We start from the raw sequence: 15,595 nt of genomic DNA, 5'->3' as shown, positions 1-15,595 counted from the left end.
AAATGAGCAAGAAAACGAAGCTAGAATTGACTTGGATTGGTAAGGAAGAAGGATTGAGATTAGAGCCGAGAATCTTATTGAATAATCCTGATTTGTCATATCACTCAAAACTCAAGGTAACTCAAAAAGATGAGTATGAAAATATGCTTATATATGGGGATAACTTACTTGCGTTAAAAGCATTACAAAATGATTATATTGGAAAGGTAAAGTGCATATTTATTGACCCTCCATATAATACTGGTAGTGCTTTTGTTCATTACGACGATGGAATTGAGCATTCAATTTGGTTATCTATGATGCGTGATAGATTAGTACTTTTGTGGAATTTATTGTGCGCTGAAGGATCGTTATGGATTACTATCGATGACAATGAAGCACATTACTTAAAGGTCCTTTGTGATGAATTATTTGGAAGGAACCGTTTTGTAACTTCATTTATATGGAAAAAGGTAGATAGTCCAAACGATAATAAAGTAGCAGTTACCCCAGATCATGAATATGTACTTTGTTATTCTAAAACACCAGGGGCAAAATGGTTTAAGCAAATGAAAGATGACTCAATCTTGGAGGCGTATCATGCTCCAGATAATGAATCAGATAGACCATACAGAGATAGGCTCTTGAAAAAGAACGGAAAGAATAGCTTGAGAATAGACCGACCATCGATGTTTTTCCCAATAATTTCACCTAACGGAAACGAAGTTTATCCTATACATGACGACGGACGAGAAGCTCGATGGGCAATGGGGAAACAGACAGTGGATGAGTTAGTAGCTGAAAGCAAACTGATTTGGAAAGAAAGAATTGTGAATGGCAGCAAACAATGGGTTCCTTATACTCGTGAGTTTGCACCAGAAAATCCAACAAGACCTTATCCATCAATTTGGAATGATCTTAATACAACTAGACAAACAAAGGCGCACCATAAATCTTTGTTTGGAGAAAACCTAGTGTTTGATACACCTAAGCCAGAAGATTTAATAGCCAGAATATTAAACATATCTACCGAGTTAAAAGATATAGTCCTCGATTCTTTTGCTGGTTCAGGTACGACTGGTGCAGTAGCCCATAAAATGGGGCGACGCTGGATAATGATTGAAATGGGCGAACATTGTCACACACATATTATTCCACGTCTAAAAAAAGTAATTGATGGCACAGATAAGGGTGGTATAAGCAAAGAAGTGAATTGGCAAGGTGGTGGAGGATTTAGATATTATCGTCTTGCACCGAGTCTATTGGAGAAAGATAAGTTCGGAAATTGGATCATTAATAAAGAATATAATGCTCCAATGTTGGCTGAAGCGATGTGCAAGCATCATGGGTTTAAATACTCTCCAGATGAAACAGTATATTGGAAGCAGGGATGGTCGACAGAGACTGATTATATCTATACAACAACCCAGCTGATCACAAGAGAAATTGCTACCCAAATTCATGATTCGCTAGGTGAAAATGAAACATTATTGATATGCTGTAAAGCATTTAATGCTGATTCATCAGACTATCCCAATATTACATTCAAAAAAATCCCATCTTCCATACTTAATAGATGTGAATTCGGCAGAGATGACTACAGCTTGAATGTTGCAGCGCTTCCTCAACTTGAAAAGATAGAACAAATGGAGCTGTTCAGTGAAGGGGAAGAGTTATGAACAAAAATGTAAAATCAATATCCGCTAGACTTAGCCTTCGGAAACCACAGAAAGAATCATTAGAAATTCTTTCGGAAATTGTTGATATTATTGAGTTAGGCAGTTACGATAGCCATTCCTTGATAACGGAGTTAGATAAAGTAAGTTCTTTATATCCATCAGTATCTGATTTCGAACGTGAGTTTCCATCATTATGCTTTTCCCTGGCAACTGGTGTGGGTAAAACGCGATTAATGGGAGCATTCATCTCTTATTTATATCTAAGCAAAGGAATCAAAAACTTCTTTGTTCTCGCTCCCAATCTCACGATTTATAACAAGTTGATACAAGACTTCACTCCTAATACACTAAAGTATGTTTTTAAAGGAATTGCTGAATTTATTACCATGCCACCTGTTATTATTACAGGTGACAATTACGAAGATGGAAAGGGAAATCGTAATCAGTACAGTCTTTTTAATGATGAAGTACACATTAATATCTTCAATATATCTAAAATTAACTCAGAAGTACGCGGCGGTAAAGCGCCGCGTATCAAGCGACTTAGAGAATATATTGGTGACAGTTATTTTAACTATCTTGTTTCCCTACCTGACTTGGTGCTGCTGATGGATGAATCTCATCGTTATCGCGCTTCAGCTGGAATCAAGGTGCTGAATGAGTTAAAACCGATTCTCGGGTTAGAATTAACAGCAACTCCTCATGTTGAGTCTGGTAATCGAACAAATCCATTTAACAATGTGATATATAGTTATCCATTACATAAAGCAATGGAAGATGGATTTGTTAAAGAGCCAGCCGTTGCTACTCGTGAGAATTTTAACGCAAGCCAATATTCTGAAGATCAGTTGGAGCGCTTAAAGCTAGATGATGGAATCCTGGTGCATGAGGAAACGAAAGTTGAAATGGAAGTATACGCGCGCCAAAATCATCTACCAATTGTGAAACCATTCATTCTTATTGTAGCGCAAGATACCGTTCATGCGGAAAAGCTTATGGGGCTTATTCAATCAGACAGTTTTTTTGAGGGGCGTTATAAGAACAAGGTTATGACTGTTCACTCCAATCAAAGTGGTCAGGAGAAAGATGAAACAATTCAAGAGTTAATGAGGCTCGAAAATCCTGCTTCTGAAACGGATATTGTTATTCATGTCAACATGCTTAAAGAAGGCTGGGATGTCACCAACCTCTACACGATTATCCCTCTTCGAGCTGCGAATTCAAAAACGCTAGTTGAACAATCAATTGGTAGAGGTTTGCGTTTGCCTTATGGTAGAAGAACTGGTGTTAAAGCGGTTGATCGACTAACAATTATTGCGCACGATAAGTTTCAAGACATTATTGATGAAGCGAACAACCCGAATTCCATCATTCGGAATGGTGTCTACATCGGGAAAGATGTTGCCAAAGAGCAGAAAAAACCTATAACCTCTGTTCCAAAGCTCGAACAGACGGTTGTAGAAGAGGTTCAAGCTCAGGTCACTAATGTAAAGACGACCAATAATGAGTCAAAGCCTATTCAAACGGAGGATATCAGAAGCGTATTTGAATTGGCGCAAAGAAAGATCCAGAGCTACGAGCATCTACCAAGTTCTAAGCATTTGGCCAAGGGAGAAATTAAGCGTCAGTTGATAGAAGAAGTTCGGTCGGAGTATCTCGTGAACCAACTAGATTTATTTCCCGAACAGACGAATGCCTTGGTGGAACAGGTCATTGAAGCATTGGTCGAACAAACGATACAGCATAGCATCGATATTCCGAGAATTTTCGTTCAACCTGTAGGTGAGTTGACCTGGGGCTATCAAGATTTCGATTTGGAAGCTTCGAGTGTTCGACTGCAGCCTGTTGATGAACATATCTTAATTCAGCATTTGAGAACTCATGATCGTGAAATTCTTCAACGTAAAGGTAGTCAGGAAGTCGAAGAAAGATTGGAAGACTATTTAATTTCAGCGTTGATGGATTACTCAGATATCTCGTATGACGATCATGCAGAATTGTTATACAAATTAAGCAAGCAAATGGTTGCTCACTTGCAAAGCTATCTATCAGATGATCATGCTGTTCGTATTGTTCTGCAATACAATCGCGGTAAGCTTGCCGAACTTATTCATATTCAGATGAAGAGTCATTATTATGAGACTGCGTCTGCCTACGAAGTCATTGTTAGCAAGGGCTTCACGACATTCAAGCCCGTCAGCTACACGACCTTATTGGCAGAAGGCGTTAGACCTTTCCGCCAACCTGTGGGAGACAAAACACGCATTCGGAGAATGGTTTTTGGTGGATTTATTAAATGCCTCTATCCAGAGCAAAAATTCGATTCGGACAGTGAACGCAAGTTTGCAGTTATTTGCGAGAATGACCCGAACGTTGATAAGTGGTTTAAGCCGCTAGCAGAACACTTCAAAATTTACTACAATCACAGTAGCATCTATGAACCTGACTTTGTTGTTGAAACCAAGACAGGTAAGTTTATATGCGAAATTAAGAAAGAAAAAGAAATAGAAGATCAAACGGTCCAAGCCAAAGCTCGGGCGGTTATGGAATGGTGTTCACATGCTTCTAGGCATGAGCGGGAACATGAAGGAAAAGAGTGGCAATATCTTCTTATTCCCCACACTGATGTTCAAGAGAATATGACCCTTGAAGGATTAAAGTCGCGTTATTTATTCAACTAAGCCTTGAATTTGGTATCAGAATAGGGTTCTCTTAGCTGATGTTCCCCTTTACCAAGAACTAAGAATTAATTGTAAAAAGTATCCATATAATTACCGAGATGAGTTAACATAAGGTTTTACATAGTGGGAAAGCCCTCAATTTGTCCAGTTGATAAACCTATTTTAGATCTTTTTCTAGGTTCTAAGGTTCGGTAAGCGATCCCTTTCCGTACCTTAAACTAGGGTATTAAAAAACTTGTCCTAATAACTGAGGAACCAGTAACTTTATCGTCTCCTTCAATTGAAAATATCTTAATAGATATTCATGATTTATCTCAAAAAGCAAGCATGGCATGGGCAATTCCTCTTGCTGTGCTTTTTTATTTCACTTAACAACTTGCTTTTTATGGATATCTCACTATAGTTGGGATAATGAAAATCCTTTTTCTGGAAGTTCGAGGAGGGTATGTATGAAAAACAGAAATATACGGAAAAGCAATTGGTGAAATTGAATTTTAAAAAAATCAGCCTAAATGCAGTTCTTAACTAATTATGGACTGCTATTTTGTATTTGAATTATTTGATATCAATAATTAAACCATAATGTGCTCCACCCATTCACCGAGATAGTTAAAAATAGCTCACCAATTCGCCGAGAAATGTTTATGAACGGAAATGATTGTCTAAACTAATGAATAGAAAAATCCGTATTCCTTATGGGACAAGCGCTATTTCGCCGTTCGAACCTCGGTTTGTAGGTGAGAACGGCATGCCGATCCTACCTATAAACCGAGTTTGAAATATGTTGTCCACCTATTCACCGATATTTAAACAAAATAATAACTCCACAATTTCTTGAAGAGTTAGCGTTTGTTCAAGTCAATTTTATTTGTTATATAAATTCCACCGTCATTGTCAATTTCAATTTTCTCAAAAAGGAGAAGTAGCAACTTGCGAACTTGGTGGGACTGTTTTTTATTAACTGGCAATGTATCGCCTAAAAAGTGATCCCAGTGATTAGATTCAAGTTCTAGGTTTTCCAATCTTTTTATTGCGTCATAATTTCTTTTTAAATTTTGCTGAGTATCAGTGATATCATTCGTTAATATAGAGGATAAGGTTTGTAATACCTCTATTGCTACACGATCACTTTGAGTTACGAGTAGAGGGTGCAATTGATTTTGTGCGGCATCATAATCATGTCGTAGTTCTTGTAACTTTTGATACAAACAATTCTTTTCAATCTCTAGATCCTGTTTCTGGTTGATGTAGAATTCTTTGATCCTATCTATGATTAAATATCGCTGTTCAATGTTGGTGGTTAGCATTTCAGATTTCTTAATGTAGTTTAAAAGGTAATCATCTAATTCTTTTGATACTATTCGGATATGACAATCCGAGGTTCTACCGCAACAGTATATTTGATCTCCAGATTGACCGCTGACTTGATTTTTAGTTAAAAGAAACTTTCCGCATTGTCTACATTGAATAATATCTTTAAAAAGATACGGTGTTGAGAAATATTTTGGATTGGTGATTTCACGTGTTTTTCTTTTCATGTATAAATCGTAACAGTATTCCCACTCTACAAGCTCAATTATTGGTTCTAATTCTTTAGATTTCTCCATAATCCATTCGTCACGATTTGTTGTGGAATTTCTTGATCCTTTTTTGCGTTTATGAATACTAAGGTAGCCACAATAGATTGGATTTGTAATTATAGATTTCGTCCGTTCTTTGCTCCATTGTTGTCCCGAAAGTGGATGGTGAATATTCAAATAAGCAGCAATGGAGCTGAAACCCAAGCCTCCCTTATACTGCTTGAATATATCTTTTATGATTTGCTTTTTGTCCGTTTCGAAATTTAGTACTTTCATTTTTAATACATCGTCATATTGATAACGAACGCCAAAAGGTGTTTTCCCTCCTGTCCATTTACCATGAAATACAACTCTAGAATAAATACTATCTTTCATCCGAACACGTATATTATCGGCCTCGATTTTACTGTAATTATCTCTTATTGCATTACTTAGAATATCCTTATTACTATAAACTTGATTTGAACTACTTAAGTATACAGATACTTGGAGATCTGCAAACCATTTACGCAATCGAAGATGTTCTAATGGATCGCGCGCAAGTCGATCATGATTATAGACAACAATAAAATCATATTCCTTGTTCTTAACAGCTTTTATAACTTTCATCAAAGCTTCCCGCTTAGTCAATGGAACACGAGTTGCAGATATTTTTTCTACATATTTTTGGAGATCGATAGTTACATCACAATTATGTCTTTCACTAAAACCTTTGCAGGAATCAATCTGCATTTGCAGGTCTTGCTCCTGAGAAGACACCCTTCCATAAAATACTCCCTTTTTATTCTGTAATTTCTCCTGAAGACCTAAGGTCATCAAAAATTCCTCCTATATATTTTTCGCTAAGTAAATTCGGGATTTTTAATATCACAACTGGTTTCTCATCGCAATCTACAACAATGGTGTCAATGATATCCTCAATAAAACGTGACTTGGCTTCAGGAACTAATTCTGTGAATGTGTGGAGTAGATCTTTATTTTCTTCCATTGAATGTAATAGATTACCTTCAATTTCAAGCTTAGCGTTTGATGCATTCAATTTCTCTTTAATGCGTATCAATGCACCACGGGCTTCATTACACTGCAGGAGGAGATCGCTTTTAACAGAGGGATCTTGCGCATTAATGAATTGTTTTGTTAAATTCGAAAAATTATTTGTAAGATTGTTAAATCTTTCATTAAGCCCTGCGCTATAAACCTTTCGAAGTTTGACATGTAACTTCTGAATATTCTTTAAATATGGCTTTCCCTTAATCAGTTCAGTGAAAAATTTTATACAATGGTCAACGATGAGTTGTTCAATTTGTTGTTTATCTACACTAATTTTATGCTTCTTACAAACATAGCAGCATTTCTGGATGTTAGGTTCCAAGAGGGGGCTTTCATCTGAATCATTTAGGCATTGATCACATTTTAATATGTTGCTAAGAAAAAAATCCTTTTTTAATAACTTAATTTCATTAGGAACTGGCTTATCTGGAATCAGTTGTTCTAATGCACTTTGCGCTACGTTCCAGTTTTCCTCGGAGATGATTATCAAGTCAGGTGAGTATCTAGTGCTGGGGCGCTCATGAAATTGATACTGTCTCTGGAGGAGTCCTTTGTATAGAGGTTGCCGAATAAGCTGTTTAATATCTTCAGGTCCCATAGGTTTACCCTTCTTACTTCTAGTAAGGTTAAGTTTTGCCAAGTGATTTTTGAATTGCTTCATCGTTTTAAACGAGTTTGTTAATAGTTCGTTGTAGATTTGCTCCACAACTTTGACAGCAGGTGGATTTAGCTTAATCGTTACTGTTTTTTTTACTTTACCGAACTTATCAGGCTTTGAAATATCTGATTCATGTCTTTTATAACCAAAGGGGAGTACCGAGGGAATTAATGTGCCTTCACTAAATTTAGATGCATTGGTATCAGCAAGCCGCTGCTTTAATTGAATATCTTCATGTTCAGCAAAAGATGCTAATAAATATTCAATTGTGAAAGCTTGGGGTGTAAAGAGCATTGGAAACTCATTGGATGCGCTAAAGTATACAGTGACTTGATGTTGTTTGAAAACTTCATAAATTTCCATGTATTCTTCAGTTCTTCTTGCAAGTCGATCTCTTTTATAGACAATCAAGCTTCCGATAAGCCCAACTTTAATATCAGAAAGTAATCTAGATAAAGCTTCTCTATTTTCAATTGATTTTTTTCTGGCAGAAGTATCAGAATCATTGTAAATTTCATCAATGGTGAGCGAGTTCTTTGTTGCACAGATGTATGCCTGGTCTTTTTGAAGTTGGATGGAGTTATCCTGATAAATATCAGCGGAATTTCGCATATAAGCTACAGTTCTTTTTACCGAAAACATTAATTCCTCCCCTTAATGATCATGGATTTTTGACTTTAAATGCTTTAATAGCAATTCCGAGTACATATCTATCCAAAGCATTGCCGCTTTTGGATCATGTACGAATTGAACAGATTTCATAGATAGTGGTTGCGTTGGTTTCTTTTTAGCCATGTTGTATATTCCTCTCATAGGTGGTGTTTGATTTGAAAAATTTTGGACAACAAATTCGAGTAGTGAGAGAGCAGAGAAACATAAGCTTAAATAAATTTGCGAAGGAACTTGAAGTTTCACCAGCATATTTAAGTAACTTAGAGAATGGGAAAACCGACTCCATTAAGCTTGAAGTACTATGGAAGCTTCAGAGTCGGCTTCAAGTGTTAGGGTTAGAGCGCACTGAAGCTGAAACAGAATTTCAGTATCGATTAAATCGAGTTACTTATAATTTAATACAACTTGAAAAACATCAGCCTGCCTTCGCAACTTATTTATTAGAGATAACCGAAAAGGGAATTGACGTTTGCTGTGAAAAGTTCATCTAAATCACTAATGTTATGTTGTCCCTTTGTGAGGGAACTATGCATAATCGTAAATGATTGTTTATTTAAGTGTATGTTGTTTAGTGATCAATTCGAGAAACTGACTGAATAATGGTTAATTTACTTTTATCAATGGTAGGTCCGTATTTTTTCTGTCTTTGTGGTTTAATATCATCTACACCAAATTGTTTCTTAATATCATCTAAATATTGTAGAAAAGTCATATGTTCAGCTCCAATGCTTGAAGAGACTGACTGGGATGATTTTAATGAAAAGGGGTTTGGATCAAATTAAGGAACAGAGTCATCGTCATCTACTACCCCTGGTTCAGAACTTGAATCACTGCTTGAAATTTCATGTTGAATGGGATCTGAAGCTATTTCAGTCGGAGTAGCTTTATTCTTTTTATACGGGCCTCTACCTGTTGGTTTCGTTTGAGCATAATCCTCTAATTTTGCTAATGCTATTGCATGTTGCTCCAATAATGCTTTATTTTCTTTAACCATTACAGTTAATTGAGCAACTATTTTGTTGTTCGTAGATATATTATCCAAGAGATTCTGGTAGCTATGATTTAGGTCATTATATTTATGTTCTAGGTCTTTGATGAAGTCATTTGATGATCTGGTATCATAAGTGTGGAGACTGGGAACTGCTTTTTCATTCTGGGTAATTGTTTTAATAATGAGGTTTCTAAACGCCTGATTGATCTGAGTAGTGAGATCATCCATTAGTCTTAATTCAAGAGCGTATTTTTGGATTCCTGTGTTTTTTTGATTACTATGCAGTGATAATGCTGCCTCCAAGAATGTATCTGCATCAATACCGTTATACTGTAACAAGTGTTCAATTTGTTCAGAAAATTTGGACAAGTGTATCACTCCCTCATATCATTATTACTACAATCATATGCTTGGTCTTATGAAGGACGAACATCAATATGGGCAGAGTGCATATCTAATTTCGTACAGTACATTCTAATCGTTTACTTACATAAATTAACGTTCACGACATCGAATGACTTAATAAAGCTTAGGAGAGCCTAATTCCCATAAGGAGTTGGGCTTTTCGCATTGGAAATCAAAAGGTCAAAAATTCTATATGGAATAGGACAATCTTATTGAGTAATAGGCATTACCTAGAGGTGATGTCTGTGCAGCTCAAGATCGTGTTTAAGTCCATTGAAAAGGAAAAGTCACTTGAGAAGATTATTGAAGAATTGATTGATGATACCATTCGGAAGGTGCTCATTAAACATCCAGGTATAAGCTATAGCAGGGAGACCTCGAAGGACAGACTACCATGATGAATCAGGTGATATTTAAATGATAAATCCTAATGTAACGGCTATATATGTACGTGTGTCAACCACGAAGGATTCTCAAAAAGACAGCCCCGAGCACCAAAGAGGGCTTTGCGAAGAGAAGGCTAGAATACTTGATTTGGATGTACAGTATTCTTACGAAGACCGTGATACAGGAACGTCCATCGTCGCACGGGAAGAAATCCAAAAATTAATCCGTGATGCCAAAGCTAAGTATTTTGGGACGATAATATTCGCGTCGTTATCGCGTTTCTCAAGGGATACGCTTGACTCACTTAATTTAAAGAGAATCTTAGTTGATGCATTAGGTATCCGATTGATTTCTATCGAAGAGGGCTTTGACTCGCTGAAGGATAATGATGAACTTAAGTTTCAAATTATATCGGCAGTGAACCAGAAGCTTAGCGAACAGATCAGTCTTTCATCTAAACGTGGGATTAGACAGTCGGCTCTAAAAGGAAATTTTACAGGTAGTGTGGCTCCGTTTGGTTATAAAAAAATTGTGAATGGTGATAAAAAGACACTTGTACCTGATGAAAATGATAGGTATATCGTCGAACTCATCTATCATTTATATGTATCCCGTAAGATGGGCGAAAAGGCAATCGTAAAATATCTCAACGAAGAGATGGAGATTCCTTCACCAAAAGGAGGAGTCTGGGGAATTACCACTATTCAGAGGATTCTCACTAATGAGGTATACACAGGGCAGAATGTGTTTGGGAAATACGAAGTGAAAAAGGTTTACAACGATATTAACAATATGTCTGACCGAAGTAGAAAACAAGTGCAGCGCGACAAGACTAAGTGGGAGCGATCTACCGAACCAACTCACGAAGCGATCATTGATAAAGAAACATTCGAACTTGCCCAAGAGATTCGTTTGAAACGTGGTGGAGGAAGGCGTGGGGGCGTTAGAAATCGAGTGAATGTATTTGCTGGCATGATCTTTTGTAAACATTGTGGATCGTCTCTGGTGAGTTGTAAGGGGAAGTCGAGAAAGAAAGGTCCAGTATATCGATATTTGATTTGCTCAACTAGGAGACGGCAAGGAGAGATGGGGTGTGTCAACAACGCGTGGATACCGTATAACAACTTTAGAGATACCATCATCAATGAAGTGAGCAAGAAGTTGAAGCAAGTTATCAACGTTGACACTACAACGAGTGAAAGCAAAGATAGACTATTGAAGAGAAAGTCATCTAATGAAATGGACAAGGATCTGAAAAAGTTGGAGAAGGCAATTCAAGGGAATCGTAAGTTGCTATTCGAATTAAGAAAACAGAATATGCTTGGAGAGATTGATGAAGAACAATATCTTTTTGAGAAACAACAATACGAACAAGAAATTGCTTCACTACAATCAGAACTAGCAAAGGCATCTCAGAACAAAGAAGAACAAATCAATATGGAAAAAGTATACAACGAGATTAGAGAAGCATTGGAAAGTCTTGTTGAACTTGATTTTGATCGTTTGGATGAAATGAGACTTGTCTTATCCAAATTGATTGACAAGTTGGTTGTGAGCGTTGATGGGGAAGTGGAGATTTATACACCTTTGGGGCAGTTGGGGACGTGAGTTGTCCATAATATCCAATTCTTTTTTTATGGCTTTGTCAAATTCCACTGTTGATTTTGATATTGAACTAATGTTTACGTTAAGGCCATTTGGCCTAAATAACTAAGATGTGAAAAAATTGATTTGACTGCACAAAGTTTTTTCTAGATAATGGATATTGCAGTCATTACGATAGAAGGTGGGGATGACTCTGCGCTTGTTCATTGTCTTTTGTATGTTTGCGGTATTGTTAGTTTCTTGCAGTAAAACTGAGACAACTTCTATGGAGTCCTCAACAACCTCTTCTACACCTCCAATAACTAAGTCCGAAACGGTTCCAATTGTTGAATCAATGGAGGCCACTCAAGAAGTTTATGAGGCTGCTGATTACTTCCCGATTCAATCCAATGATATCAGTTATACCGTTAATACGGGTGAAGGGCCTATGGTTATTTCTTTTCGCGGAAAGAAAAACGTAGAAGGCAAAGATGTGTACGAAGTAATGTACGGAGATAGATCTATTTATTTCCAATTAATGGAAGGAAATGGGGATTTGATTTGGGTGGGCTCCGCATCAGACGGAGAAACAGAATGGGCAGATAGTCCATCACTATTTCTGCCAGGAGAACTTTATAGTGGCCTTATCTTTAAAGATGCAGAAACAATATATAAAGTGGTAGGTATAGAGGATGTTACAGTGGGAGGGCGGATATTCAACGATTGTTTGGTCATCCAATCTATATCCAGCAGAGTTTCCATTTTTTATCGCGAATATTATGCTAAAGGCCTCGGTAGCGTTAAGTATTGGCCACTAGGGGATAGTGGACAGTTTTCGGAATTTGTTGCTATGAATGAGGTTCAAGATGTAGTTCAGGAAGAAACCCCTGACGAACCGCAAAACCCTATTTTATTAGAAGATTATCAGCACATGCAAAATTTGACTCAGAAAAGATTTGAAACGCTGTTATCTGTCGTGTTTGATGAAGTGTTAAACGCTGAACAGAAAAGGGTGAAGCTTCAGCAGCTTGGTGATGAGGGGACATTTGATTTTGAAATGAAAATGGAGGAAAGCTACGCTGATATAATGCCTAAGTATCGAGACCTCCATGACTTTACATACCAAACGATGAACGATTTTGGTGACTTATGGGTTGATGCTATTTTACATTACAGCCTGGTGATCGATGATTTGGCTCCCGCAGATGTGCTCCAATCCTCCGAAGCAGAAGCAGAACTACGGAAGCGGGCTTATGAGATGCAAACAGCTATGTACAGCTTTGATGAATATTTACCGAGTCCGTAGCTACGTGAAAACCATTCTGTTGTAACGGAATGGTTCTTATACTTTTCTCCTTAAAAGCTCGAATGATTGGGGCCTGTTCTAATTAACTGATTTGAAATCCTTGAAGAGATCTAAGAATTTAAGACAAAGATTTGAAATATATAAAAGTATCAATTCTCATGATATATTCTGTACATCTTTTTCAAGTTCTTTAATGAATTTAAAAATATTTTTCTTGAATGTCTTTTTTACTTCATTTTCGGTAAGTTTTAGAGCATCACGAATATCAAAAACATCCTGAAGAACTGACCTTTGTTCATCTAAATCAAAATCATCGAAGTTAGGGATATAGTTTGTATTTTTTAGATTGAATACTATCTCATGATATGTTCTTACAAAACGTTTGATTCTTGTTCTAACATTTGAATCTAAATTTATTTGTTTACATAATTTTTGAATAAACCAGTCCAGGTGGTATAGTAACTTCTGATCATCGATTTGAGAATAGAAAAATAGCCAACCATATTTTTTATTTTCAAATACACAACCAGTAATTTTTTTGTTTAGCTTCCAGATGAATTTTTCAGTCCCCCTTTTATTGGTGAATTTATATTCAGAGAATATTTTTATTATAGATTCTTCAAATTTTTTAATGGATTCATCACGAACGGAGAAGCCAAATTCATTTCCTATCTCCTTATAAAAATACCCCAGATAAGAAAATCCCTCGCAAATTTCTGCTTCTTTATATTTATTGGGACTTGTTTCAAGATCTAATTTTTTTAATTTAGACAAGATATCATTTTTGATAGTTACTACATTGGTACTATTGCAAAGAATTAAAATGTCATCTACATATCGAAAATATTTGAAATCATTGCTAGAAACTGAAAAACTCATGTCAATGTCAGATAAATATATATTAGCAAGAATGTTTGAAGTAGAGATTCCCTGTGGGATTCCAACTTTATTTGGAGAATGATTCTTTGTGGGAAAAGGTATAGTTGGTGTCTTTAATGAATTTTCAATCAAAGTCAAGATTTCTCTTTTACGAATCTTTTTACGTATTAGCTTCATTAATTTATCATGAGGAATTGAAGGGAAAAAGTTCTTAATATCTATTTTTATGAAATAATTAAAATGATCTGAAAGAATAGATTGTTTTAGTTCATCAACTATTGTTTGAATAATTTTATTATTTACGTTATTTTCAAACACTTTTGATAAACATTCATTAAGCAAACTGAGAGTTACTTTATCTCTAATTGATGGAATAGATATCTGTCTTGGGGGCTTATCATAGCCTTTTGAAATAAGTTTTTCTTTATAAGGGATAAATTTGTAGTTACCATTTAGAGCTTTTACTGAAATAATATCTGCATATTCATCAATACGGTTTTCAAATGAGGTTCTGTTTATCTTATCTATCCCAGGAGAGCACTTAAAAACTATTTTTTCAAAATAACTTTTTTTAATATTTTTAACTTGGAATTTACGTATGAATAATTTAGAAGCTGTCATGATATCACGCCTTTGTTACAAGATAAGATAATATTAGAGGGATAAGTATAATAATGGTGATTAATGCAATGGATAATGTCTTTTTATAGTAATAATAGCACCAATCACTTTTACTAATTTTATTTATGTTATTAAGGACTTTTAAATAGTCCATAGGGTTATGATTTTCGATACTGTTCATGATTTTGTTATGACGATTTTGTATATTTGTAATCTCATTGGCGTCCAAGTTCTCTAGAGAATCCTTGAGCAATTCACATTCATTGTACAATTCATCGAGTTTTATGTAGCAACTTTTAAAAGAGAGTGCTCTTAATTTAAAATCTCTGGAATTTACAAATATAGATAGACCAAAAAGTAATACTGAAGCAATTATTGTGATTACGGAAATTAATTTAGCATTAGACGCGTCGTAAAGTGTCCATATACTTAATCCAACAATTACAAGGGTATAGTAATTAATTAGGATCTGAGTAAGGAGATCAAACTCTTTTAGCCGTTCTTCTGCATTAATTCTTGCTTTTCTAGTAACCCAGATTTTATCTGACAAACGATCAAGTCTGTTTTTTATTACGTCTGACATGAATTATTTCCTCCAACACATCATAATAGAATGCCCCCAATTGTCGTTACATTATTACCCAGATCGCTCTAGGTCAAAAATAGAGAGTTTAGTCCCTGTTAATTAGTTATATTCCGTTAAGAATCTCTTGATAAACAAGATGGGGGCAATCCAAGGTAAATCATGTCATAAATTGTCTTTCTCGTAAACATGTAATTTAAATGAAGTTGTGAACATATTAAGAGAACTTGAAATTTAAGTGACTGAATTGGCTTGAAATGTTATGCAAAAACTAAACGTTAAGGGCCGTTCACAAGCGGTTGTCGAGCTGATCAAGCTTGAGGAGCTGAAAACATAGCTGGACATGTCTTCGGAAGTAACGCATTTAAGCTTTCTTTCGCCCTTTGGGGTGGGGGAGAGTTTTTGATGTGGGGAAAAAATTAAACCAAGCGATTGCTGTCCACTGATGATGGCATCGCTTGGTTTAATTTTCAAATTCAATTGTCATGGTTTTGAAATTCACCTTGCATTTGGCTCTTATCATAAAATCAATGCCAATAA

Annotated in this window: 12 protein-coding genes and 1 pseudogene; 7 read left to right on the top strand and 6 right to left on the bottom strand. The window is 35.9% G+C overall.

Annotated elements, in window-relative coordinates:
- Positions 1 to 2: 2 nt before the first annotated feature.
- Entirely contained in the window at positions 3 to 1,658 is a 1,656-nt protein-coding gene (locus MHH86_RS25255; protein WP_076316870.1) for a site-specific DNA-methyltransferase, read from the top strand.
- Complete coding sequence (locus MHH86_RS25250) at positions 1,655 to 4,339, top strand: DEAD/DEAH box helicase family protein (RefSeq protein ID WP_076316869.1); 2,685 nt, start codon at positions 1,655 to 1,657, stop codon at positions 4,337 to 4,339. Before MHH86_RS25255 ends, MHH86_RS25250 begins: the two co-directional genes overlap by 4 nt.
- Before the next feature lie 842 nt (positions 4,340 to 5,181).
- Here MHH86_RS25250 and MHH86_RS25245 read toward each other — a convergent pair.
- Together MHH86_RS25245 and MHH86_RS25240 are read right to left on the bottom strand one after the other, a co-directional pair.
- Positions 5,182 to 6,735 (bottom strand): recombinase family protein, encoded by a 1,554-nt coding sequence (locus tag MHH86_RS25245; protein WP_076316868.1) that lies wholly within the window; start codon positions 6,733 to 6,735, stop codon positions 5,182 to 5,184.
- A complete protein-coding gene (locus tag MHH86_RS25240; protein WP_342479476.1) occupies positions 6,701 to 8,269 on the bottom strand; it encodes a recombinase family protein in 1,569 nt (522 codons plus the stop codon). The genes MHH86_RS25245 and MHH86_RS25240 overlap by 35 nt, the downstream gene beginning before the upstream one ends.
- 185 nt (positions 8,270 to 8,454) lie before the next feature.
- Here MHH86_RS25240 and MHH86_RS25235 point away from each other — a divergent pair, with 185 nt between their 5' ends.
- Positions 8,455 to 8,790: a helix-turn-helix transcriptional regulator gene (locus MHH86_RS25235; RefSeq protein WP_076316866.1), complete on the top strand. Its 336-nt coding sequence runs from the start codon at positions 8,455 to 8,457 to the stop codon at positions 8,788 to 8,790.
- Positions 8,791 to 8,867: 77 nt separating this feature from the next.
- On the opposite strand, the gene MHH86_RS25230 is transcribed toward MHH86_RS25235, so the two are convergent.
- A complete protein-coding gene (locus MHH86_RS25230; protein ID WP_179088425.1) occupies positions 8,868 to 9,011 on the bottom strand; it encodes a hypothetical protein in 144 nt (47 codons plus the stop codon).
- Positions 9,012 to 9,077: 66 nt separating this feature from the next.
- Positions 9,078 to 9,659 carry a hypothetical protein gene (locus MHH86_RS25225; protein ID WP_076316865.1) on the bottom strand — a complete coding sequence of 194 codons (582 nt, stop codon included), beginning with the start codon at positions 9,657 to 9,659 and terminating at the stop codon, positions 9,078 to 9,080.
- 248 nt (positions 9,660 to 9,907) lie between these two features.
- Between MHH86_RS25225 and MHH86_RS25220 the strand changes: the two genes are divergently transcribed.
- The 3 genes from MHH86_RS25220 (at position 9,908) to MHH86_RS25210 (ending at position 12,972) form a co-directional block, all read left to right on the top strand.
- On the top strand, positions 9,908 to 10,093 hold the full coding sequence (locus MHH86_RS25220; RefSeq protein ID WP_342479475.1) for a hypothetical protein: 186 nt from the start codon (positions 9,908 to 9,910) through the stop codon (positions 10,091 to 10,093).
- 19 nt (positions 10,094 to 10,112) lie between these two features.
- A complete protein-coding gene (locus MHH86_RS25215; protein WP_076316864.1) occupies positions 10,113 to 11,690 on the top strand; it encodes a recombinase family protein in 1,578 nt (525 codons plus the stop codon).
- Positions 11,691 to 11,952: 262 nt separating this feature from the next.
- Positions 11,953 to 12,972, top strand: coding sequence for a hypothetical protein (locus MHH86_RS25210; protein WP_342479474.1), 1,020 nt, complete (start codon positions 11,953 to 11,955; stop codon positions 12,970 to 12,972).
- A 156-nt stretch (positions 12,973 to 13,128) separates the two neighbouring features.
- Here the strand turns inward: MHH86_RS25210 and MHH86_RS25205 are convergent, their stop codons facing one another.
- Positions 13,129 to 14,472, bottom strand: coding sequence for a reverse transcriptase domain-containing protein (locus MHH86_RS25205; protein WP_076316862.1), 1,344 nt, complete (start codon positions 14,470 to 14,472; stop codon positions 13,129 to 13,131).
- A 4-nt stretch (positions 14,473 to 14,476) separates the two neighbouring features.
- Positions 14,477 to 15,055 (bottom strand): SLATT domain-containing protein, encoded by a 579-nt coding sequence (locus tag MHH86_RS25200; protein WP_076316861.1) that lies wholly within the window; start codon positions 15,053 to 15,055, stop codon positions 14,477 to 14,479.
- A 256-nt stretch (positions 15,056 to 15,311) separates the two neighbouring features.
- Between MHH86_RS25200 and MHH86_RS25195 the strand changes: the two are divergent.
- Positions 15,312 to 15,392, top strand: a pseudogene (locus tag MHH86_RS25195) (DNA-binding response regulator); the annotation flags it as partial.
- Positions 15,393 to 15,595 lie beyond the last annotated feature (203 nt).

Source organism: Paenibacillus sp. FSL F4-0097 (assembly GCF_038593125.1).
GTDB classification, from domain to species: Bacteria; Bacillota; Bacilli; order Paenibacillales; family Paenibacillaceae; genus Paenibacillus_AQ; species Paenibacillus_AQ odorifer.
The sequence above is the reverse complement of the archived record's forward strand: the minus strand, read 5'-3'. Positions and strand labels throughout refer to the sequence as shown.